Annotated in this window: 22 protein-coding genes; 17 read left to right on the forward strand and 5 right to left on the reverse strand. The window is 71.1% G+C overall.

The features are described from left to right. Window positions 1–335: RNA-guided endonuclease InsQ/TnpB family protein (locus E1293_RS12935; protein ID WP_132197343.1), on the forward strand; the 335-nt coding region annotated here is incomplete at its 5' end. Here the strand turns inward: E1293_RS12935 and E1293_RS12940 are convergent. Both E1293_RS12940 and E1293_RS50180 read right to left on the reverse strand, forming a co-directional pair. Continuing rightward, window positions 294–1,124 carry a PP2C family protein-serine/threonine phosphatase gene (locus tag E1293_RS12940; RefSeq protein WP_207938827.1) on the reverse strand — a complete coding sequence of 277 codons (831 nt, stop codon included), beginning with the start codon at window positions 1,122–1,124 and terminating at the stop codon, window positions 294–296. The two genes, E1293_RS12935 and E1293_RS12940, sit on opposite strands and share 42 nt — an antisense overlap. Window positions 1,125–1,240: 116 nt before the next feature. Then, window positions 1,241–1,558, reverse strand: a complete 318-nt coding sequence (locus E1293_RS50180; protein ID WP_341770185.1) for a UBP-type zinc finger domain-containing protein — start codon at window positions 1,556–1,558, stop codon at window positions 1,241–1,243. 238 nt (window positions 1,559–1,796) lie between these two features. Here E1293_RS50180 and E1293_RS12950 point away from each other — a divergent pair, with 238 nt between their 5' ends. Both E1293_RS12950 and E1293_RS12955 read left to right on the forward strand, forming a co-directional pair. After that, window positions 1,797–2,093 (forward strand): hypothetical protein, encoded by a 297-nt coding sequence (locus E1293_RS12950; RefSeq protein ID WP_132197347.1) that lies wholly within the window; start codon window positions 1,797–1,799, stop codon window positions 2,091–2,093. Between the two features lie 41 nt (window positions 2,094–2,134). After that, a complete protein-coding gene (locus E1293_RS12955) occupies window positions 2,135–3,046 on the forward strand; it encodes a LysR family transcriptional regulator (protein WP_132197349.1) in 912 nt (303 codons plus the stop codon). Here the strand turns inward: E1293_RS12955 and E1293_RS12960 are convergent. Continuing rightward, window positions 2,982–4,004: an MFS transporter gene (locus E1293_RS12960; RefSeq protein ID WP_207938828.1), complete on the reverse strand. Its 1,023-nt coding sequence runs from the start codon at window positions 4,002–4,004 to the stop codon at window positions 2,982–2,984. The two genes, E1293_RS12955 and E1293_RS12960, sit on opposite strands and share 65 nt — an antisense overlap. Window positions 4,005–4,327: 323 nt before the next feature. Beyond that, the gene (locus E1293_RS12965; protein WP_132197351.1) at window positions 4,328–5,254 is read right to left on the reverse strand and encodes an AraC family transcriptional regulator; all 927 of its coding nucleotides are present in this window, start codon (window positions 5,252–5,254) and stop codon (window positions 4,328–4,330) included. 132 nt (window positions 5,255–5,386) lie between these two features. Between E1293_RS12965 and E1293_RS12970 the strand changes: the two genes are divergently transcribed. After that, window positions 5,387–6,439, forward strand: a complete 1,053-nt coding sequence (locus tag E1293_RS12970; protein WP_132197353.1) for a saccharopine dehydrogenase family protein — start codon at window positions 5,387–5,389, stop codon at window positions 6,437–6,439. A gap of 88 nt (window positions 6,440–6,527) precedes the next feature. On the opposite strand, the gene E1293_RS12975 is transcribed toward E1293_RS12970, so the two are convergent. After that, window positions 6,528–7,760 carry a lactonase family protein gene (locus E1293_RS12975; protein WP_207938829.1) on the reverse strand — a complete coding sequence of 411 codons (1,233 nt, stop codon included), beginning with the start codon at window positions 7,758–7,760 and terminating at the stop codon, window positions 6,528–6,530. 218 nt (window positions 7,761–7,978) lie between these two features. Here E1293_RS12975 and E1293_RS12980 point away from each other — a divergent pair, with 218 nt between their 5' ends. From E1293_RS12980 to E1293_RS13040, 13 genes are all read left to right on the forward strand, one after another. Beyond that, complete coding sequence (locus E1293_RS12980) at window positions 7,979–8,860, forward strand: ABC transporter ATP-binding protein (protein WP_207938830.1); 882 nt, start codon at window positions 7,979–7,981, stop codon at window positions 8,858–8,860. After that, window positions 8,857–9,465, forward strand: a complete 609-nt coding sequence (locus E1293_RS12985; protein WP_132197355.1) for an SRPBCC domain-containing protein — start codon at window positions 8,857–8,859, stop codon at window positions 9,463–9,465. Before E1293_RS12980 ends, E1293_RS12985 begins: the two co-directional genes overlap by 4 nt. Continuing rightward, complete coding sequence (locus E1293_RS12990; RefSeq protein WP_165978192.1) at window positions 9,449–10,303, forward strand: HpcH/HpaI aldolase family protein; 855 nt, start codon at window positions 9,449–9,451, stop codon at window positions 10,301–10,303. Before E1293_RS12985 ends, E1293_RS12990 begins: the two co-directional genes overlap by 17 nt. A 49-nt stretch (window positions 10,304–10,352) precedes the next feature. Beyond that, a complete protein-coding gene (locus E1293_RS12995; RefSeq protein WP_132197359.1) occupies window positions 10,353–11,399 on the forward strand; it encodes an amidohydrolase family protein in 1,047 nt (348 codons plus the stop codon). Beyond that, window positions 11,396–13,048 carry a thiamine pyrophosphate-binding protein gene (locus E1293_RS13000; protein WP_132197361.1) on the forward strand — a complete coding sequence of 551 codons (1,653 nt, stop codon included), beginning with the start codon at window positions 11,396–11,398 and terminating at the stop codon, window positions 13,046–13,048. The genes E1293_RS12995 and E1293_RS13000 overlap by 4 nt, the downstream gene beginning before the upstream one ends. Before the next feature lies 1 nt (window position 13,049). Further along, window positions 13,050–13,943 carry a substrate-binding domain-containing protein gene (locus tag E1293_RS13005; RefSeq protein WP_132197363.1) on the forward strand — a complete coding sequence of 298 codons (894 nt, stop codon included), beginning with the start codon at window positions 13,050–13,052 and terminating at the stop codon, window positions 13,941–13,943. A 64-nt stretch (window positions 13,944–14,007) separates the two neighbouring features. After that, complete coding sequence (locus E1293_RS13010) at window positions 14,008–15,210, forward strand: DUF3500 domain-containing protein (RefSeq protein WP_132197365.1); 1,203 nt, start codon at window positions 14,008–14,010, stop codon at window positions 15,208–15,210. Further along, window positions 15,207–16,085 (forward strand): hypothetical protein, encoded by an 879-nt coding sequence (locus E1293_RS13015; RefSeq protein WP_132197367.1) that lies wholly within the window; start codon window positions 15,207–15,209, stop codon window positions 16,083–16,085. Before E1293_RS13010 ends, E1293_RS13015 begins: the two co-directional genes overlap by 4 nt. A gap of 108 nt (window positions 16,086–16,193) precedes the next feature. Continuing rightward, window positions 16,194–17,180, forward strand: coding sequence for an ABC transporter substrate-binding protein (locus tag E1293_RS13020; protein ID WP_132197369.1), 987 nt, complete (start codon window positions 16,194–16,196; stop codon window positions 17,178–17,180). A 74-nt stretch (window positions 17,181–17,254) separates the two neighbouring features. Continuing rightward, window positions 17,255–18,115 carry an amidohydrolase family protein gene (locus tag E1293_RS13025; protein WP_132197371.1) on the forward strand — a complete coding sequence of 287 codons (861 nt, stop codon included), beginning with the start codon at window positions 17,255–17,257 and terminating at the stop codon, window positions 18,113–18,115. Between the two features lie 100 nt (window positions 18,116–18,215). Continuing rightward, window positions 18,216–18,986: a GntR family transcriptional regulator gene (locus E1293_RS13030; protein ID WP_132197373.1), complete on the forward strand. Its 771-nt coding sequence runs from the start codon at window positions 18,216–18,218 to the stop codon at window positions 18,984–18,986. Further along, window positions 18,983–20,062, forward strand: a complete 1,080-nt coding sequence (locus tag E1293_RS13035; RefSeq protein ID WP_132197375.1) for an ABC transporter substrate-binding protein — start codon at window positions 18,983–18,985, stop codon at window positions 20,060–20,062. The genes E1293_RS13030 and E1293_RS13035 overlap by 4 nt, the downstream gene beginning before the upstream one ends. A gap of 43 nt (window positions 20,063–20,105) precedes the next feature. Further along, window positions 20,106–20,969: an ABC transporter permease gene (locus E1293_RS13040; protein WP_132197377.1), complete on the forward strand. Its 864-nt coding sequence runs from the start codon at window positions 20,106–20,108 to the stop codon at window positions 20,967–20,969. Window positions 20,970–20,982 lie beyond the last annotated feature (13 nt).

Below are 20,982 nucleotides of genomic sequence, written 5' to 3' on the forward strand. Positions count from 1 at the left end.
CCCCGAAACCCGACCCCGACCAGCCGGGCGGCTTCCTGCCCAACCGGGCGGCGGCGAAGGCCGGACTCAACCGCTCGATCTCCGACGCCGGATGGGGGGTTTTCCTGACGATCCTGCACGCCAAGGCTGAAAGCGCCGGACGGGAAGTGATCGCCGTGGACCCCCGCAACACCTCCCGGACATGCCCCGAATGCGGGCACGTCTCAGCGGAGAACCGGCCCACCCAGGAGAAGTTCTACTGTCAGTCCTGCGGCCACAGAGCGCACGCGGACACAGTGGGCGCTGTGAACGTTCTACGGGCCGGGCTGGTCCGTCGCGACGCCCGGAAGGGTTAGCGAGAAGCCCCCGGCTTCAGCCGGGGGAGGAGTCACCAACGCGTACAGCTCGGCGGCTTCGCCGCGTCTGGCGTGCCGGTAGGCGCCCACGGCGACGGTGGCCAGCACGGCGGCGTTGAGGCCGTGGCCCATCGCGTCGATCATGGCCAGGTGCAGGATGTCGTCGTTGAGGGCGTAGTCGAGGCTGTCGCCCGCGACGTTGTAGGCGGGTTCCAGGATCCCGGCGACGGCGACCTGCGGTGTCGTCATGGTGAGCGGGGGCAGCAGTGACCATTGGATCTCGGCGGGCACGCTCATCGGCTCGCGCCGTCGTGCCCGCAAGAACTGGTCGGTGTAGTGGTTCTTGGTGACCAGCATGTCGGCGACCAGGCCGGCGAGCCGTCGCAGCAGCCGCCGGTCGTCGTCGTCGACCTTGTCCAGGGCCAGGGCCATCACGCCGATCTCGTCGCTGCCGTCCAGGAGTGGCAGGAACATGCGCACACCGTCGGTTTGCGGTTGCTCGACGATGGTCTCGGTCAGGAACGCGCGTCCGGCCGGGGAGCTGTCCAAGGGCAGGGGGCCGCAGTCGGTGAGGCCGCGGCCCGGCAGCGGCACCAGTGTCAACTGGGCGTAGTCCTGCAGCAGGATCGAGACGTCCCGGCCGCCGATCGCGCGTATCTCCTCGGCCACCAGCGGGGCGATGAGCTGGGGCGGCATCTCGTGCGCCCGGTCCAGCAACTGCCCCAGCAGCCGCTCGCCGAAGCCTTCGCTCCGGTCCACCTCGTCCTCGGGTTTGATCAGTTCCCCCACAGCCGCTCATGTGCCCCCTGGCACAATGACAACTCTAAGTGCTCAATCGAGTTCGCAGTGTGAGTAGATCGGCTCCGGCGGGTCTTGGCCGGGTGGGAGGCGCGTGGCCGGGCCCGTCAGACCAGGCGTTCGTGGACGTAGCACCATCTCCAGGTGGATCCCGGATCCATGGCGGCGGCGAGCGGGTGGTCGGTCTCCTGGTAGTGCATACGGGCGTGCCGGTGCGGCGAGTCGTCAGAGCAGGCCACCCAGCCGCAGGTCATACAGACCCGAAGGGCCGTCCAGCCGTCTCCTCCAACCTCGCATGGGGTGCAGCCGCGCGATCGCGGAGTTATGGACGGCAGCCCGTCCACGTGCTCACAGCGTGGCGCCGAGCCATTCGGGCTGGTGGGCACACCCGAGGTCATGGCGTGGACTCTCATCTCATGATTCATCGACGGCCCCTTTCCGAGCACCGCGGTGCTGGCCACGCCGCCCAATACCAGTTGACCTCGGCTCACAGCCGGCCGTAAGGAGCGATCCGAGCAAGCTCGATCAGCGTGGGCGATAACCGTCCGTAGAGGTCGTGACGCTCAGGGCGCGAGGCCCGCATGTCGCCGTGATGCTGACGGAGGTGAGGTCGAAGCGTTTATGTTGGCCTTGGAGACTGTCACAACCGAGGAGATGAGATCCATGAGTGTGACGGTGCCCCAGGTCTGGGTCGAGGCCGGCGGGGGCCACGATATGGTCCGCGCTGACGCGATCGTGATGCTCCGCTTGGACGAGACCGGACGGCTCACCGCGCAGCTCCGCGACGACGCGAAGGTCAGTGTGACCCTCCTGAAAGGTTCGTCCGGCACCCACCCGCCCGAAGACTTCCACCGTCAGCTGATCCGGGCCGTCGCCGAACTCGCCGACTCCAGCGGCGCGCAGCTCGTCCGCGCACGGCACAAGGGGGGCGCCTGGCGCTGGGTCAGCGAACCTCTCTAGAAGCTCGTTGCGATGTAGGTTCTGCGAGCAAGGTGGGGGATGTGGAACTGCGCCAGCTCCGCTACTTCGTCGCGGTCTCCGAGGAGCTGAACTTCGGCCGCGCGGCGGCTCGCGAACACATCGTGCAGTCGGCGCTGAGCCAGCAGATCCAGCGGCTGGAGCGGGAGCTGGGCGTGCGCCTGCTGGAGCGCACCACACACTATGTCGCTCTGACCTCGGCGGGAGCGGCGTTCCTGGTCGAGGCCCGGCAGATCCTCGCCCATGTGGAGCGCGCCGCACAGGTGGCCCGGACCGCGCAGGGCACCTCACCCGCGCTGCGGGTGGGCATCATCGACGCGAGCTACGACTCGATGCCGCAGATCCTGCACGAGGCTCAGGCGCTCTACCCGGACCTGGTGATCCACCAGGTGGAGGCCGGCGTCCCCGAGCAGTACCAGCGACTCGTCGACGGGCGCCTGGACGTGGGCATCGGCCGTGCCGCCCTGGCGCCGAGCGGGGTCGCCTCGCACCTGTTCCGCCAGGACCGCCTCGGGGTCCTGGTTCCGCGCGGGCACCGGTTCGCCGAACTGGACGCCGTGCCGGTCGAAGCACTCGCCCGCGAACCGCTGCTGCTGGCCGAGGAGATGAAGGCTCCGGAGTTCAACCAGTTCACCGTCGAGATGTGCCGCGCCGCCGGCTTCACCCCGACGGTGTACGAAGGCACCGTCGACAGCGTGCACGCCGCGTCCGCTCTGGTCGCCCAAGGCCGCTGCCTGTACTGCGTGCCCTCCTCCTGCATCTCCGCGCTCCCAGGCACCATCTGGCGGCCGCTCACCGAACCGGTCTCCTTCTACCCCTGGTCGATCCTGTGGCGCGCCGCCGACGACTCCGACCATGTGCGCGCCGTCGTCACCTGCGCCCGCAACATGTCCCAGCGCCTCGGCTGGCTGGCCGCCGACCAGGCGACCGGCTGATCCGCCTCATCGAACGCCTCGGGCTCAGGCACCGGCGTGTTCTCGGCGACCTTGGTGTGTCCGGCGAGTGTGCTGGCGTTGTGCCCAGCGGATCGCCAGCGGTGCGGCCAGACCGGTCAGGGCCAGCAGGGCCCCGACGACGTACCACCCTGGACGTCCCCAGGTGATGCACAGCGAAATGAGCAGACCCGGTCCGAGTGATTCGGCCAGCCCGGCGCCCAGGCCGAACACGCCCAGGTACTGGCCGGTGGCGTGTTGCGGCGTGCCACAGTTCACCGATCGTGTGGATCACCACCGCGGTCATGAGCAGGGTTGCGGCCGACCAGGCCGGTATGCCGGCGGATAGTGAGATCAGCGAGCAGGACACGAGGAAGGCCACGCCCGATCGGCGGTAGGCGGTTCCACTGGCCGCGGGTGAATCGATGTTGCGGCTGGCTCGCACCTGGAAGGCGATGACGATGACGGTGTTGATGACCATGGTGCCGGAGTCGAGCCAGCGCGGGGCGGCGGTGGCTTGCACGAGCCAGAGGGGGATGGCCACGGTGAGCACTTTGAACTGGATGGCCATGACGCCGTCGAGCGCGGTGAGGAGAAGGGAGGGCCGGTCTTGCAGGGCGAAGCGGGGGCCGCGGACGGTGCGGCCGGGTGACGCCCGCGGCAGCAAGAACAGGATCGCCGCGGAGGACGCGAGGGCGATCGCGTTGCCGATGACCAGAAGCCGGTAAGCGGGGAGGGTGCCGACCTGAACGGCCCAGCCCGCGAGCAATGCTCCGAGGGAGATGCCGATATTGGTCACGGCACGGAGATAGGCGCGGAATTCCTGCGGCCGGGTCCCTCCGTAGTGCCTGATGAGCGGACTGCGTGCGGCCAGTCCGGCCGCCTTGGAGCCGGTGGCCACGCCCACGGCGAGGACGAACGGCCAGAAGCTGTCGGCCAGCAGGAAAGCGGCTGTCGCCACGGCCTGGATGATGAGGGTGGCCGCATAGATACCGCGTGCCCCGTGGGTGTCGGCGAGTACAGGACCCCGGCTGTCAGGTAGAGGCCGCTCCCAAGGGTGTAGACGAAGTTGGAAGCCGCGATGACACGTTGTGGTCCGGTCTCGAGCACCAGGTGGGGCATGTGGGGGACTCCGCTCCCGGGTAGCGAGAGAAGCTCTTGCGTGAGTTGTTGCAAGGTAGTTGCATTAGCCAATTAGTCGCAAGTAGCGGAGGTGCGCTGGCAGCGGTCCGCGGCCGGTTCGGTGCCGAGGCGGAGCGACGGGCTCGAAGCGGGCGTCGTGCTTCAGCCGACGTGGCGCCGGTAACTGGCGGGCGGTGACCCGTACTGGCGTTTGAAGGCATGGGTGAAGGTGTGCTGCGAGCTGTAGCCGACCTGCTGGGCGATCGTCTTGACGAGGGCGTCGGAGGTCCGCAGGAGCCGGGCGGCGGTGGTCATCCGCCACCACGTCAGGTAGGTGAGCGGTGGCTGGCCGATCAGATGTGTGAACCGCCGGGCGAAGGCGGCGCGGGACAGGCGTGCCTGCGCGCCCAACTCCTCGACGGTCCATTGCCGGCCGGGGTCTCCGTGGATGGCGCGGAGGGCGGCGGCGACGGCGGGGTCGTGCAGGGCCGCCGTCCACCCGGTGGCGGAGTGGCCGGAGACGCGCTGCTCCTCGAACCACGCGCGCAGGATGTAGAGCAGGAGAAGATCCAGCAGGGTGAGCAGGATGGTGTCGGAGCCTGGGCGGGCGTCGCTGTCCAGTTCCACGCCGAGGAGTTCGACCGCGGCGCTGAGTTCCCTGTGGCGCCCTACCCGCGTCGGCAGGTGGATGACCTCGGGCAGGTCGTTCAGGAGCGGATGCGGCCCGGATCCGTCCAGGAGGTAGGCGCCGCAGAGCATGACCACCGTCGGGGGACGGTCGGCCAAGGTCTCGTCGTCGCGGCCATCATGGACCCCGGTGAGCGTTGTGGGCGGCTCGCTCACCGGGGTGGACGGTTCGTCGGCCAGGCCGTGTGCGGATCCGCGCGGCAGGAACGCCACGTCGCCCGGCCCGAGGGCGATCGGCTCGCCCCGCGACGGGAGCAGCCAGCACGTTCCCTGGAGAACGATGTGGAACCCGGCGGACGGCACCGGCGGAAACCGCTGGGCGAACGGAGCGGACCTGGTCACCCGGCCCGAGTGGGGTCGACCGGTACGCGCCGCACTCACCACATCAGACAGAACGTCCACGCAGCCAGAGTGCCTCTGCGAAGACGATGACGCAAACTTCAGAGCGTATGACGCATTCAATCGTCTTGTGTCAGCGCCTTACTGTGCCCGTGGAGCCCAGCAAGCGCGCAGCTCCCATCCCGAGGAGATGACATGAAGATCGCCGTTTATGGCGCGAGTGGATACCAGGGCAAGCTCGTGCTCACCGAACTGGCACGACGCGACATCGAGACGGTCCTGGCCGGACGTAATCGCGCGCGCCTGGAGGAGGCCGCCTCGGCCATCGGTCTCCCCGACGCGGAACGACGCTCGGCCGACGCCAGCGACCATGAGGCGCTTGTGAGCGCGTTTCGCGGCTGCGACGCCGTCATCAACTGCGCCGGACCGTTCACCTCGTCGGGTGAGGCCGTGGTCCGCGCCGCGATCGCCGCCGGCTGCCACTACGTCGACACCTCAGGCGAGCAGCTCTACGTCAAGAAGATCTTCGACACCTTCACCACGGAGGCGGAGAACGCCGGCGTCACCGTCGTACCCGCCGCCAACGACGGCTGCGTCCCGGTGGACCTCATGGCCCACATCCTGGCCGACCGGCTTGAACCGGTCGAAGAGATCATCACCACTCACGTGGTCGTCGGGGGCGGGGGCATGTCGCGCGGCTCGCTGCGCTCGGTTGTCGAAACGATCGACGCCATCAAGGCGGGCGGCCTGGCCTACACCGACGGCGACTGGCACCCCGGCGTGCCCGCCCGCCGCACCGCGATCACGCTGCCCGGACAGTCGGAGGCGACCCCGGTGATGGCCTTCCCTGTGCCGGAGGTGGTGACCATTCCCCGCCACATCCGCGTCCGGCGTGTCCAGGGCCTGACCGAGGCGGCGCTGGGCGACCGGCTGAACACCCCGCTCACACCGGAGATCATCGAAAGCCTGCCCGAAGGACCCGATGGGGACGGCCGCCGCACCCAGCACTTCACCTACGTGCTCGACGCCACCGGTATCGACGGCCGCCGCGCCCGCGGCATCGTCCAGGGCCCCGACACCTACGGCACGACCGCGGTGATCGCCGTCGAAGGCGCCCGCCGTCTCATCGCCGAACCCGCCAAGCCGGGAGTGCTCGCACCCGCCCAGGCCTACCCCTCGACCGCCTTCCTCGACTTCCTCGTCCCGCATGGGATCCAGTGGATCATCGAGGACGCGCCGGCAACCTGACAACGAGCCCTCTCCGCGCACCAGTTCGACGCATCCCCGCCGACGGCCGTGATGGGTCCGAGGGCCCGCGAACGGTGGGGTGTGGGCGTCAGCAGAAGGTGATGCCGTCGGGGCTCGGGATCGATAGCGAGCGGCCGGTATCGGTCAGCCGACCGGATCGGCGGTCGACGGCGAAGAGGTTGACGGTGCCGCTGACCTGGTTGGCGACGAACATCCACCGGCCGCTCTCGTGGAGCGTGAAGCTCCACGGCTTCACACCGCCGCAGGGAACCCGCTGGACGAGCCGGAGCAGCCCGGTCCTGCGGTCGACCGAGAAGGCGACCAGGGTGTTCTCGCCCCGGCTGGAGGCGTAGACGAAGCGCCCGTCGCGGCTGATCGCCAGTTCCGCGCCGCTCTTGGCGCCCTCGAACCCGGGCGAGTCGAGTGGCAGGATCTGGCGGTTCGTGAACCGTCCCCGCCGCGGGTTCCAGTGGAGGGCCTGGAGGTCCGCGGTCAGTTCGTTCAGCAGGTAGCAGTCGCGCCGGTTCGGGTGGAAGACGAGGCGGCGCGGGCCCGAGCCCGGAGCCGTCGCGAACGACCGCGGCCCCGTCTTCGCGTCGTAGGACATGGCGCCGGTCGAGCGGTCGTAGCGGTAGGCGAAGACGCGGTCCGCGCCGAAGTCCGCGACCAGCGCGTACGTGCCGCTCGGGTCCACGACGACCTCGTGCGGGTGCGGGGCCGCCTGGCGCGGGTTCGGGCCGGAGCCGGTGTCATGGACGACCGACACCGGCGAGCCCAGGCCGCCGTCCCGCGCGATCGGGAGCGACGCGGCCAGGCCGGCCTCGAAGTTGGCGACCAGGAGCGTGTCCGACCGGCGGTCGACACCGATGTACGACAGGCCGCCGCCCGCGGTGCCGCCGCCGTCGGTGTGCACCTCCCCGGCGGGTGCCAGGCCGCCGGTCGCCCGGTCGACCCGGAAGACGTGGACGACCCCGCCGTCCTCCCCGCCGGCGACGTAGAGGACGGGACGCGAGGGATGCGCCGCCGCCCAGTTCGCGGTCACCTCGGCCAGCGGCCCGATCCGCGTCATCGTCCCGCGGACGGGGTCGAACCACCCCCCGTAGATCTGGGTGCCTTTCCAGGTGCCGGTGTAGAAGAGCTCCGCCGCTCTCCGGCGTGCCGCTCCGGCGGCCCGCGGTGCCGCCTCGGCGGCGGTCGCGGCGCCGAGGAGCGGCAGCGCGGCGGCCGCGGCGGCGGACGCCGCCATCGTGCCGAGCGCCTGCCGCCGGGACGGCCGCGACGCCACTTCGCCCGACGCCTCGCCGCGCATGGAATCACGCATCTGAAGACAGCCCCTTCCTGTTCGAGTCCGTGGGCGTCCCCCGGTGCGCCACCCCCGCAGGTTTACCATCTTTGTCCAACAATCACGAGACCCCGAAAAGGATGAATCGTAGATCTCGGAGCAACTCTTGCCCTTATGTAGCATCGCTGTTACGTTCCCCTCACTGTTTGTCGGACAATCTGCGGTCGAAGCGCTCGACGGCAAGGAAGGTTGACAGCGTGAGCGCACAGGCCCCGCGCAGGCCGGGCAAGGAGACGACGTTGCTGACCCACCCACGCGATCCGCACGCCGAGGCCCTCCGCTTCGAAAACGTCACGCTGGCGTTTCCGGGCGGCCGCCGGCCGGCCATCGAGGACGTGTCGTTCACGGTCGGGCGCGGCAAGTTCGTCGCGGTCATCGGGCCCAGCGGATGCGGCAAGAGCACCATCCTCAACCTGGCCGCCGGGCTGCTCTCTCCGACGGCCGGGGAGGTCTTCTTCAACGGAGAGCCGGTCACCGGAGTCAACTCCGAGGCGGCCTACGTCACCCAGCAGGCCCACCTGCTGCCGTGGCTGAGCGTCCGGGGCAACATCGGCCTCGCGCTGAAGTTCCGGAAGGTGCCCAAGGAGGAGCGTGCCGAGCGCATCGCCCACTGGACCGAGGTCGTCGGCCTCACCGGGTTCGAGGACCACTTCCCCCGGGAGCTGTCCGGCGGCATGCAGAAGCGGTGCGCGATCGCGCGGGCGCTGATCTACAACCCGTCCATCGTGCTCATGGACGAGCCGTTCGGCCCGCTGGACGCCATCACCCGGTTGCGGCTCCAGCAGGATCTGCTCGACCTGTGGGAGGAGCAGAACGGGACGCTCGTCTTCGTCACGCACGACCTCAACGAGGCGATCTACCTCGCCGACGAGGTCATCGTGATGTCGGACGGGCCCGGCACGATCCGCCAGGTGCTGCCGGTGCCCTTCGAGCGGCCGCGCAAGATCGGCTCCCTGGTCGAGTCGCGGGAGTTCTCCGAGATCTACAACGACCTCTGGAGCCTCTTCAAGTCCGAACTGGACCTCGAAGGTCCGGATGAGGAAGCCCGCCACGCCGCGGCGCGAGGGGCGGAGCGTTGATATCGGTTCAGGAGAAGATCCGGGTCCCCAGCCCGCCGGCGCGGGTCTGGGAGGTCGTGTCGGACCCCGCCGAGGTCGTGTCCTGCATCAGCGGGGCCGAGCTGGGGGAGGCCCACGACGACGGCTCGTTCGACGGGACCCTGGTCGTGAAGTTCGGTGCGGTGCGCGTCCGGTTCGCCGCCCGGGTCTCCCTGGAGCTGGCCCCGTCCGACCTCGAAGGGCGGCTGGAGGCGCGCGGCCGGGACGGGCAGCGCGCCACGCGGTTCACCGCCCACGCCACGTTCCGGATCGTGGAGGGCGACGGGCCGGACGATTCGCGGGTCCTGATGGACGGCGAGATCCAGCTCACCGGCAAGCTCGCCTCGCTGGTGGAGGCGGGTGCCGGGGCCGTCGTGTCGCGGATGACGAAGGACTTCTCCCAGCGGCTCGTCCTGCTGTGCGCCGAACCCGCCGCCACCCCTGCCAAGGCTCCCACGCGGCCGCGCGCGCTCGGCCGGTTGCGCGCCTGGTGGGCGCGCCTGTTCACGCGGCGCAGGCCGCGGTCACAAGAACGCACCGCGACGGAGTCGAAGGAGACGGGGAGTGGCAGTGTCCAGGCTCAATAGCGTGATCGCCGCGCTGGACGCGGGACGGCACGTGTTCGCGTCCTTCGCGTCCGCGGACCCCGCGGCCGCCGTCGAGTTCAGCACCGCCGGCTACGACGCCGTGGTGTTCGAGACCGAGCACAAGCCCTGGGACGCCCTCGCGCTGCGCGACAGCCTCCAGTACCTGCTGAACCGGCGGCAGATCTTCGAGGCCGGCGGGCTCGCGCCGGCGGTGACGCCTCTGGTGCGGATCCCGGTCAACGGCGCCGAGAAGGCGCAGTGGCAGGCCAAGCAGGCCCTCGACCTGGGCGCCTACGGCATCGTGTGGCCGCACATCACCTCGGTGGACGAGGCGTACAACGCGGTCGCGGCCTGCCGCTATCCCCGGATGCCCGACGACCCCCGCTACGAGCCGGCCGGGCTGCGCGGCGACGGGCCGAACGCGGCGGCGCGCTACTGGGGCGTCCCGAACGGCGAGTACTACGCCAGAAGCGACGTGTGGCCACTCGATCCGGACGGGGAGATCCTCGTCGCGATCATGATCGAGGACCAGCGGGGCATCGAGAACCTGCCGGACATCCTCGACCGGGTGCCGGGGATCGGCCTGGTCCTGCCCGGCGAGGGCGACCTGAGCCAGGAGCTGGGCGTGCCGCGCCAGTACGGGCATCCGCTGGTCATGGAGAGCAAGCGCCGGATCCTGGAGGTCTGCGCCGAGCGCGGTGTCGCCGTCGGCCATCCGCACGTGAGCGCCGACAACGCCAAGCAGGTGCTGGACGACGGCTACCGGTTCCTGATGTCGGCGCCGGTCCGCTCCTACCCGGCCCTGGAGCTGGGCCGGACGCTCACCGGCGACACCTGACCGGGCCCGTCACCGCTCCCGCGCCCCCACACGAACTTGGAGAACCCTGATGGTCATCGATTGCCACGGCCATTTCACCACCGCGCCGCCCGCGCTCGGGACGTGGCGGGAACGGCAGATCCGGGCGTTCGAGGACTCGGGCGCGCGGGTGTCGCCGGACGAGCTCGACATCGGCGACGAGGAGATCAGGACCGCGATCGAGCAGGGGCAGCTGAAGCTCCAGCGTGAGCGCGGGACCGACGTGACGCTGTTCTCGCCCGGCGCGGGGAAGATGGCGCACCACTACGGGGACGAGCGGACCAGCCTGGACTGGTCGCGGGTGAGCAACGACCTGATCAGCCGCGTGTGCGCCCTGTTCCCCGGCCGGTTCGCCGGTGTCTGCCAGCTCCCGCAGTCACCCGGCGGCGGCCTGGAGACCTCGATCCGCAATTCCGCCGCCGAACTGGAGCGCTGCGTCGAGGAACTCGGGTTCGTCGGCTGCCTGCTCAACCCGGACCCGTCCGACGGGTACTGGCAGGCGCCGCCGCTGACCGACAGGGTGTACTACCCGCTCTACGAAAAGCTGGTCGAGCTGGACGTACCGGCGATGGTGCACGTCGCGATGTCGCGGAACCCCTCGGTCCAGGGGACGTGCGCGCACTACCTCAACGGCGACACGGCGGCGTTCATGCAGCTGTGCATGTCCGACCTGTTCACCGACTTCCCGGACCTCAAGCTCATCCTGCCGCACGGCGGCGGCGCCGTCCCCTACCACTGGGGCCGGTACCGGGGCGTCATGCAGGACCAGGGGCGCCCGCCGCTGGAGGAGTCGATCCTGCGGAACGTCTTCTTCGACACGTGCGTGTATCACCGGCGCGGCCTGGAACTGCTGCTGGACGTCATTCCCGCGTGGAACGTCCTGTTCGCCTCGGAGATGATCGGCGCCGTCCGCAGCGTGGACCCCGAGACCGGGCGCCGCTTCGACGACACCAAGTATCAGCTCGACTCCATCACCGCCATGAGCGACGCCGACCGCGCAGCCGTTTACGGCGGCAACGCGCTGCGGGTGTTCGCCCGTCTGGAGGACGTCCTGAAGAACGAAGGGACCCGGAAGTGAAGGTCTACGAAGCGCTCGCCGAGGCGTTCGTCCAAGAGGGGACGAGCGACGTCTTCGGCATGATGGGCGACGCCAACATGCACTGGATGAACGCGCTGGCCCAGCGCGGCGTGCGGCTGTACGAGGTCCGGCACGAGGGGTCGGGCCTGGGCATGGCGGACGGGTGGGCGCGGGCCGCCGGCCGCCCTGGCGTGGTGACGACGACGAGTGGGCCGGGCGTCTCCCAGCTGGCGACGTCGATGGTGTGCGCCAGCCGCGCCCGGACGCCGCTGGTCGCGTTCTGCGGCGAGACGACCTGGGGCGACCGGGACGCCGTCCAGTACCTGGACCAGCAGCGGTTCGCCGCCGCGATCGAGTGCGGGTTCGTCCACCTGTCCCGGCCCGACCAGGCCGAGGAGGCGGTCCAGCGGGCGTTCTACCTGGCGCGGACCGAGTCGCGGCCGGTGATGCTGAGCGCGCCGATCGACGTCCAGAAGGGCGCCTTCGAGGAGGCCGGCCCCTACGTCCCCTCGACCGGCCTGATCGACCGGCCCCGGCTGCTGCCGGACCCGTCCCGCATCCAGCGGGCCTGCGACCTGGTCGGGGCGAGCAAGCGGGTCGTCGTGATCGTCGGCCGGGGAGCACGCCGCGCCGGCGCGGCCGAGCAGGTGCTGCGGTTGCAGGAGCAGACCGGCGCGCTGCTGGCCACCACCCTCCAGGCGAAGAACTGGCTCTGCGCGGACACCGACTTCCATGTGGGCATCTCGGGGCTGTTCGGCAGCAAGGTCGCGCAGGAGCTGCTCCAGGAGGCCGACTGCGTGATCGCGGTGGGCGCCAGCCTCAACGGCTACACGACCGAGCACGGTTACCTCTTCCCCGACGCCAGGTACGTGCAGATCGACACCACACCGCACCTGGTCATGGGGAACGGCGCGGTCGCCGACTGCTACATCCAGGCCGACGCGGTCACCGCGCTCACCGAGCTCAGCCGAGCGCTGGAGGAGCGCTCGGTCAGGCTGGAGGGCTTCCACACCGAGCAGATGCGCGACCGGCTGACCGCTCCGCTGCTGGACCCGGCCGACATCAGGCGCGAGCCGGACCGCCTGGACCCGCGCGAGGCGATCCAGATCATCGACTCGGAGCTGCCGGGGGAGATGGGTCTCGTGCTGGGCAGCGGCCACCAGGTCGACTTCGGCACCATGCTCTTCCAGCGGTCGCGCGAGGTGCTGTCCAACTACGGCATGTTCGGCGCCATCGGCCAGGCCCCGCTGCTGACCATCGGGACGATCGTCGCGAACGGCGGCAGGCCCCACTTCGTGGTGGAGGGCGATGCCAGCTTCCTGATGCACCTGCCCGAGTTCGAGACCGCGTGCCGGTACGGGCTGCCGGTCCTCGTGGTGGTGATGAACGACGAGGGGCTGGGCGCCGAGTACCACAAGTCCAAGGCCGCGGGCCTGGACCCCGGCCTCGCGACCATCCCCACCCCGGAGCTGGGCTCCGTCGCCGTGGCGCTGGGCGGCGGCGGGGCCACCGTCCGCACCACCGGGCAGCTCCGCACGGCCCTGGCCGAGTACGTGGCGGACCCCAGGCCGACCGTCATCGACGTCCGCATCACCCGCGAGGTGCTCAGCGTCCCCTACCGGCGCCTCTGGTTCGGCGAGGACGTGTGAGATGACGTCCCTCAAGGTGCAACTCGGGAACTACCCCCACACGCGGCCGCTCAAGGAGCGGACGATCCCCGTCGACGGCGTCGACTGCCACTTCACCGAGTCGTCCCCGCTGCATGCCGCCTTCGCCCGGATGGTCCGGAACCTGGAGTACGACGTCTGCGAGATGCCGGTGGCCACCTACCTCCAGGCGCGGGAGGCCGGCGTCCCGGTCAGGCTGCTCCCGGTGGTGATGGTCGGCAGCGGGCACCACCGGTCCCTGACCCGGCTGCCGGACGGTCCCGGCCTGTCGCCCCGCGACCTGCCCGGCCGGCGGGTCGCCGTCCGCGCCTACAGCCAGACCACCGGCCTGTGGGTGCGCGGGATCCTCCGCGAGGACTTCGGGGTCGATGCTTCGGACGTCACCTGGATGACCACGGAGGAGCCGCACGTCGCGCAGTACCGGAACCCGCCGAACGTGCGGCTCTGCGCGGCGGAGCGCGTCGTGGACCTGCTGCGCGCCGGGGACGCCGACGCCGCGGTGCTCGGGCCGCGCGCGATCGGCGGGCAGGGCGCGGGGCTGGTCCCGATAGTCCCGGACGCGGAGGAGGCGGAGCGCGCCTGGGAGAAGCGGCACGGCGCCGTCCCGGTGAACCACCTGGTCGTGGCGAGCGACGACGCCGTCCGGTCCGCGCCGGACGCGGTGGCCGCGCTGTACCGCGCCCTCGCGGAGGCGATCGCCGCCACGGCCGGGGAACGCGACGGCTCGCCGGGCGGACGCGCGGTCGCGGCCGGCTGGACCGAGCCGCTGCTCAGGTGCCTGGACGTGGCGGGCCGGTACGCCCTCGAACAGCAGGTCGTGCGGTCGCCGGTCGACATCGGCGCCATCGAGAGGGAAAGCGGGTTCCTCGACCGGTGAAAGGCACGGACGAAACGAGCGCCGGCGGACGCCGCGCCGTGCACGGGCATGAGGAGGCCCCGAGATGACGGGATTGCGGTACCGGCCCTACGCCCCCACCCGGCGGCCGGACGAGCTCACGCCCGCCCTGCTGGAGAAGATCGAGTGGCGGCGGCGCGCGGCGGCGGAGCCGTTCCGCGGCGTGGCCGGATCGGACGGGGTGCGTCCGGGGCTGTTCCCGCTGCGCGACACGGGCCCCGGCGACCGCGTGATGCGCCGGGCCGCCGAAGAGTACCTGGCCGTGCTCTCCCCGGTTGAGCTGGCCGAAGCCCGCTTCGCGATGGACGACGTCACCTGGCGCCACTGGGCGAACGGGGCGCGGTACTTCCTGCGGCACGGCCTGTGCCTGGAGGACCTCGACGAGGAGAAGCGGCACCGGGCCCTCGCGCTCGTCCGCGCGAGCCTCAGCGAGTACGGGGCCGGCCAGGTCCTCGACCTGATGCGCCTCAACCTGACGATCGGTGAGCTGCGCGGCGAAGAGGACCTGCTCAACGAGTGGCTGTACTGGTTCAGCCTCTACGGGGAGCCCGAGAGCGGCGGGCCGTGGGGCTGGCAGCTCGACGGCCACCACGTGTGCGTCAACTGCGTCTTCGTCGGCGGCCACATGGTTCTCACGCCGGCGTTCCTCGGCGCCGAGCCGGTGGCGGCCGAGGCCGGCAGGTACGCCGGGACCGCCGCGTTCCGGCGGGAGGAGGCCCTCGGGCGGGAACTGTTCACCAGCCTGAACGCCCGCCAGCGGGAACGGACGCTGATCGCCGACGAGCTGCCGCCCGAGCTGTTCGCCGGCGCGTTCCGCGACAACTTCGAGCTGGACTACCGGGGCCTGCCGATGGGCGAGATGACACCGGGGCAGCGCGCGATCGCGGCGGACCTCATCGGCATGTACGTGAACCGGGCCGCCGACGGGCACGCCCGGGCCCGGATGGACGAGGTCCGCGCCCACGAGGAGGACACCCGCTTCGCCTGGGCCGGAGACCCCGGCGACGTCTTCTACTACCGCGTCCACAGCCCGGTGATCCTCATCGAGTTCGAGCACCAGGCCGGCGTGATGTTCGACAACGAGGTTCCGTCGCGGCGGCACATCCACACCGTCGTCCGCACCCCCAACGGCAACGACTACGGGATCGACCTGCTGCGGCAGCACCACGAACGGTTCCACCGGCGGCCCGCCGGTGGACCGGCGGCGGGCCGGGCGCGACCGGCCGGACGAGAGGGAGACTGGCGATGAGAATGGTTCTGGGCCGCGACGATCTCGCGGCCGCCGCGGCGGCGGCCGTCCGCGAGACCGGCACGGAGCTGGAACGGCTCGACGTGCGGCCGGTGCACAAGGCGTCGCGCGGCTTCGTGAACGCGGGCGCCCCGGACGTCTGCGAGCTGGCGGTGGTGACGCTGCTCCAGGCCGCCGCGTACGGGAGGCCGGTGGTGCTGCTCCCGGTCACCACGCTCGGCCGCTTCCAGCACCAGACCCTGGTGACGTGCGGAGACCTGACGGTCGCGGACGTCGAGGGCGGGAGCGTCGGCGTCCGCTCGTGGAGCCAGACGACCGGGGTGTGGCTGCGGGGCTTCCTCGCTGAGCAGTACGGGGTCGACCTGCGGAAGGTCGACTGGGTGACCTACGAGGACGCCCACGTCGACCGGTACGAGGACCCGGCGTGGGTGAAGCGCGCCCCCGAGGGAACCCGGCTGCAGGCCGACTTTCTCGAAGGCCGCCTCGACTTCGCGATCATGGGCAACGAGCTCCCGTCCGACGATCGGATCCGCACCGCCGTCGCGGACGCTGGCGACGTCGCCGCGCAGTGGTCGCGCGACAAGGGCTTCGCCCCGATCAACCACGTCATCGGCGTGGCCGAGGCCGCCGCCAAGGAGCACTCCGCCGCGATCTGCGCCGCCTACGACGCGATGAGCGCCGCGGTCGCGGATGCCGCGCGGCCGGGGTCGGCGGACCTGAACCCGGTGGGCTTCGAGGCGCTGCGCGGACCCCTCTCGCAGGCCGCGGCGTACGCGCTGGAGCAGGAGGTGCTTCCCCGCGCGGTGGAGTTCGACGAGCTGGTGTCGCGGTCCTGCGCGGCCCTCGGGGTGGTGCCGGCACGGCTGGGCGGCTGACCCCGAGGCAAGGCATGGGCCCGCAAGGCGCGGGCGCGCAAGGTACGGGCCCGCAAGGCGCGGGCCCGCCAGGCACCGGCGTGTGAAGCAGCGGATGGAAGGCAGGCGATGGAGAAGCTCTCGGTGGCGATCGGGGAGTACCCCCACGGGAAGGCACTGCTGGACGGCGACGCCCAGGTCGGCGGGTACCGGATCGATCCGGTGGAGGTCAGGCCGATCATCGGCGCCTACCGCCGGATGATCCGCGACCTGGAGTTCGACGTGTGCGAACTGGCTCCGGTGTCCTACCTGATGGCCCGCCAGGAAGGCGTGCCGCTCACCGCGATCCCGGTGTTCCTCAACCGGCGGTTCCACCACGGCGACGTCCGGTGCGCGATGCACTCCGGCATCCGGGTGCCCCGCGATCTGGAGGGGCGCCGGGTCGGCGTCCGCGCGTACTCGGTGAGCACGGGCGTGTGGGTGCGCGGCGTCCTGCAGGACGACTACGGCGTGGACATCGCGAAGGTCACCTGGGTGACCGACGACGAGGACCACGTGCAGGGCCGGGCCCCCGCGAACACCGAGCGGGTCACCGACGGGCGCTCCCTGGGCGAGCTGCTCGGCGCGGGGGAGATCGATGCCGCGTTCGGCGGGAACGCCGGCACCGGCCGCGCCGGCGCGCCCCGGGCCGGCTGGACGGCGGCCCGGCCCGCCGCCGCGCCGGACTCCGGGGAGGGTTCCTACCCGCTGTTCGCCGAGTCCGACGTCATCGGCGTGGACTGGTACCTGCGGACCGGGATCTACCCGCTGCACTCGCTGATCGCGATCCGCGCGGAGCTGGTCGAGCGCGACCCCGGCCTGCCGACCGCCCTCTATGCGGCGCTGGCCGGCAGCAAGCGCGAGCACCTGGCCGCGGACCCCGGCTGGTCCGCCGTCCCGCGGCTGGCCCGGCAGGCGCGGCAGATCAACGGGGACCCCGTCCCGTACGGGGTCAAGAGCAACGAGCCGAGCCTGCGCGCCGTCGTCCGGTTCTCCCGCGAGCAGGGGCTGCTCGCCCCCGGCTTCCCCGACGACCCGCACTCGCTGTTCGCCGAAGGCGACTACCCGGACGCCTGACCATCGGCCGCGAGCCGGCGCTCAGTTCTCACGGCAACGGCAGCTCTCACGGCAAGCAGACAAGGAGCAGCACCATGGACGTCGTCGACGCCCACTGCCACATCATCTCCGACGACCCGGCGGCCTACCCGCGGGCGCCGCTCGGCGGGAAGCAGTCCGAATGGGCCGCGTCCCGGCCGGTGACCGCCGAGGGCATGGTGGCCCGCATGGACGAGGCGGGCATCGACCAGGCCGTCCTGGTCCAGGCCACCACCGCCTACGGATACGACAATTCCTACGTCCTCGACAGCGCGAAGCGCTGGCCCGGGCGCTTCATCGCCGTCGGCACCTTCGACCCGCTGCGCCCGGACGCGGCCGAGCGCCTGGCCTCCGCCGTCGGCGACGGCGGCTTGGCGGGGGTCCGGCTGTTCACCAGCGGCAGCACCGTGCCGACGCAGGGCGAATGGTTCGCGGCACCCGAGACCCGTCCGTTCTGGGAGAAGGCCACGGAGCTGGACGTCACGGTCTGCCTCCAGATGCGTCTCGGGCCCGCCACGACGCAGCTCCACTCCGTCCTGGACCGCTTCCCCGGCGTCCGGGTGCTGCTCGACCACATCGGCTACCCCGGCATCGCCGCCTCGCCCGCCCGAGCCGGCGAGGACGTCGCCGAGCTGGCACGGCATCCCGGCCTGCACCTCAAGCTCACCCACCGCAACCTGGAGCGGCTGCGCGACGCGGGCGACGGGGCGCACGCCTTCCTCGATCCGGTGGCCGAGGCGTTCGGCGCCGGCCGGATCGCCTGGGGCTCCAACCTCCCGGCCGCCGAGCAGACCCTGCCGGAGCTGCTGGACCTCGCCCGGGACGTCCTCGCGGCACTGCCGGCGGACGCCCGGGAGGAGATCTTCACCGGCACGGCACGGCGCCTGTACCCGGCGCTCGCCGCCGTCCGGACCTGACGGACCCCGCACGCCCGGCGGTGCGCGGAACCGGCCCCGCCGGGCCCGGAGATACTCCAGGGCAAGCCGTATCTCCCAACCACACACACAGGTGATCATCGTGAGCGACCACGGCCAGGCCGGCGCCGCAGCGCCGGGCAGGACCTCGTCGACCCGGCACGACCAGGCCTACGAGGGCCTGCGCTCGCTGCTGCTGTCGGGGAGCATCCCGCCGGGCACGCGGCTGACCGAGGCGGATCTCACCAACAAGTTCAACGTCTCGCGGAGCACGATGCGGGCGGTGCTCGTCCAGCTGGCCCAGGAGGGCTACGTCACCAGCGAGGTCAACCGCGGCGTCCGGACGAGGAGCTTCTCGGTCGAGGAGGCCCTCGACATCCTGGAGGCCCGCGAGACCCTGGAGTCCGCACTGGCCGGCAAGGCCGCGGAACGCGCGACCGACGAGGAGATCCGCGAGCTGCGCCGAACGCTGGAGGAGATGGAGGAGGCCAAGGCGCGCGGGGACGCGAGCGTCTACTCCCAAGGGAACCGCCGGTTCCACCAGCAGGTGAAGGCGGCCGCCCACCAGCACACCCTGGCCCGCGCGTACGACACCCTGCTCTACCCCCTCGTCATGCGCCAGTACCGCAACCTTTCCGCCCAGCACCCGAGGGCCGGGTCGTACGAAGAGCACCAGGCCATCCTGCTGGCCATCGTCACCCGCAACCCCGACGCGGCCATCGCCGCGATGCGCCACCACGTCGGCTCCGCCCGCCGGGCACTGCAGCTCCAGGCACCCCAGGACGGCCCGGAACATCAGGCCCCGTCAGAGACGGCCCCGCCGGCCACGTCCCCCAGCGACAACTCCCCACCCCAGCACAGGAGTTCTCCATGAGAAACCTTTCTTCACCCACCGGTCCCACCAGCCGCGGTCCCGTCCGGCGGCGCCGCCCGCGGGTCCTCGCGCCGGCGGCCGCCCTGCTGCTCGGCTCGGCGCTGCTCACCGCGTGCGGCGACTCCTCGGACTCCGGAGGGTCCACCACGGTCTCGATCGGCAGCAACGGCAACATCTTCTCGATGTCCCTGGAGCTGGCCCAGTCCGGCGGCTACTTCGAGAAGCGCGGCGTCAAGGTCAAGCTGGTGCAGGTGACATCGTCCACCGGCACCGCGGCGCTCCAGTCGGGCTCCATCCAGTTCCTCAACAACAGCCCGAACGGCTTCATGTCCGCCCTCGCCAAGAAGGTCCCGGAGACCGCGGTCGCGCTCACCGGGGGCGGCAACCCGCTCGGGCTCGTCGTCAGCAAGAAGTTCGCCGACGCGCACAGGCTGACCGCCGAGACCCCGGGGGAGCAGGTGGCCAGGGCGCTGGACGGCTCGAAGGGCGGTGCCAGCTCCCCCAACACCAAGGCCGAATCCAGTCTCTTCCTCCAGAAGCGGGGCGTCGACCCCACCAAGGTGAAGTGGGTGTCGCTGCCGAGCGCGTCCGCCAACAAGGCCGCGCTGACCAGCGGCCAGATCGACTGGTTCGTCACCTCTGAGCCGATCCCGCTCCAGATCCAGAACGACGGTGACGGCGTCGTGGTGGTGGACCCCAAGAAGGCCCCCGAATGGTCCGCCGCGCAGGCCGGATACGGGGAGTTCCTCGTGGCGAACAAGCGCTACCTCGCCGACAACGGCGAGACCACCAAGAAGGTCGTCGCGGCCGTCCAGGAGGCGACGAACTACTTGGGCACCCACGGCGCCGACGCCACGGTGCTGAACGTGGCGAGGAAGGCGATGTCCGGCATCCCCGACCCGGTGCTGAAGAGCAGCATCGAGCTGGTCGAGTGGCCGAAGGCCGCCGCGATGGACCAGGCCGGGTGGACGAAGACCGCCGCTTTCGTCCACTCGCTCGGGGAGGGCTCCGCGGAGACCAAGGTCACCAAGGACGACTGGACCAACCAGTACGTAACGGAAGGCGGTCAGTCGTGAGGCGGCCGGTCGTGAGGCGGCCGGTGAAGGAAAGGGACGGCCGATGGTGACCCGTACCGCCGCCAAGGCCGGGCAGGAGAACGACCAGACGGTCGCGGCCGAGGGCGGGGCGGGCCGCTGGCGGGACGCGATCCTGGTGACCGGGCTGCGCGTCGGCGTGATCCTCCTGGCGCTGGTCCTCTGGCAGGTGATGAGCGGGCCGGTCCTTCCCGAGTACGCCGTGGGGAAGCCGACCGAGGTCTTCGACGCCCTGGTGACCATGCTCGGCTCGTCGGCCGGGTGGACCGACATCAAGGTGACCGCGATCGAGGTCGCGGCCGGGTTCGGCATCGGGGTCGTGCTCGGCACCGTGCTGGGCCTGCTGCTCGCCTCGTTCCCGCTCGCCGGCCGCGTGTTCGAGCCGCTCATCGCGGCCGTGAACGGCATCCCGAAGATCGCGCTCGCGCCCCTGTTCCTGCTGTTCTTCGGCATCGGCGCCTGGTCGAAGATCGCGATAGCGGTCATGGGCGTCGCGTTCGTCGTCTTCTACAACGTCTACCTCGGCGTGCGCCTGCGCGAGCGTGAGCTGGTCGAGATCGTCCAGGTGATGGGCGGACGCCGGCATCACGTCCTCAGCTACGTGACCATCCCGACGCTCGCCGCGCCGTTCTTCGCCGGGGTCAAGACCGGCGGCCCGCTCGCCATCCTCGGCGTCATCGGCGCCGAGTTCATCGCCTCGACGAACGGCATCGGCCACCAGCTGTTCACCGCGGCGACGAACCTCAACGCGCCGGACGAGTTCGCCGGGCTGATCGTCCTGATCACGATGACGCTCGCCCTGAACGGGCTGCTCGGCTGGCTCGACGAGCTCGCCCTCAGGCGGCTCGGGCTCAGCACCCGCCGCCGCCCGGCGGCGGAGACGGCCTGACCCCGCGGCAGGC

It is taken from the genome of Actinomadura darangshiensis (genome assembly GCF_004349235.1).
Classification (GTDB): Bacteria; Actinomycetota; Actinomycetes; order Streptosporangiales; family Streptosporangiaceae; genus Spirillospora; species Spirillospora darangshiensis.

Coding starts and splice junctions, on each gene's coding strand:
- E1293_RS50180 (WP_341770185.1), bottom strand. CDS start 1,558: ATGAATCATGAGATGAGAGTCCACGCCATGACCTCGGGTGTGCCCACC.
- E1293_RS12950 (WP_132197347.1), top strand. CDS start 1,797: ATGAGTGTGACGGTGCCCCAGGTCTGGGTCGAGGCCGGCGGGGGCCAC.
- E1293_RS12970 (WP_132197353.1), top strand. CDS start 5,387: ATGAAGATCGCCGTTTATGGCGCGAGTGGATACCAGGGCAAGCTCGTG.
- E1293_RS12975 (WP_207938829.1), bottom strand. CDS start 7,760: ATGCGTGATTCCATGCGCGGCGAGGCGTCGGGCGAAGTGGCGTCGCGG.
- E1293_RS12995 (WP_132197359.1), top strand. CDS start 10,353: ATGGTCATCGATTGCCACGGCCATTTCACCACCGCGCCGCCCGCGCTC.
- E1293_RS13005 (WP_132197363.1), top strand. CDS start 13,050: ATGACGTCCCTCAAGGTGCAACTCGGGAACTACCCCCACACGCGGCCG.
- E1293_RS13010 (WP_132197365.1), top strand. CDS start 14,008: ATGACGGGATTGCGGTACCGGCCCTACGCCCCCACCCGGCGGCCGGAC.
- E1293_RS13015 (WP_132197367.1), top strand. CDS start 15,207: ATGAGAATGGTTCTGGGCCGCGACGATCTCGCGGCCGCCGCGGCGGCG.
- E1293_RS13020 (WP_132197369.1), top strand. CDS start 16,194: ATGGAGAAGCTCTCGGTGGCGATCGGGGAGTACCCCCACGGGAAGGCA.
- E1293_RS13025 (WP_132197371.1), top strand. CDS start 17,255: ATGGACGTCGTCGACGCCCACTGCCACATCATCTCCGACGACCCGGCG.
- E1293_RS13035 (WP_132197375.1), top strand. CDS start 18,983: ATGAGAAACCTTTCTTCACCCACCGGTCCCACCAGCCGCGGTCCCGTC.
- E1293_RS13040 (WP_132197377.1), top strand. CDS start 20,106: ATGGTGACCCGTACCGCCGCCAAGGCCGGGCAGGAGAACGACCAGACG.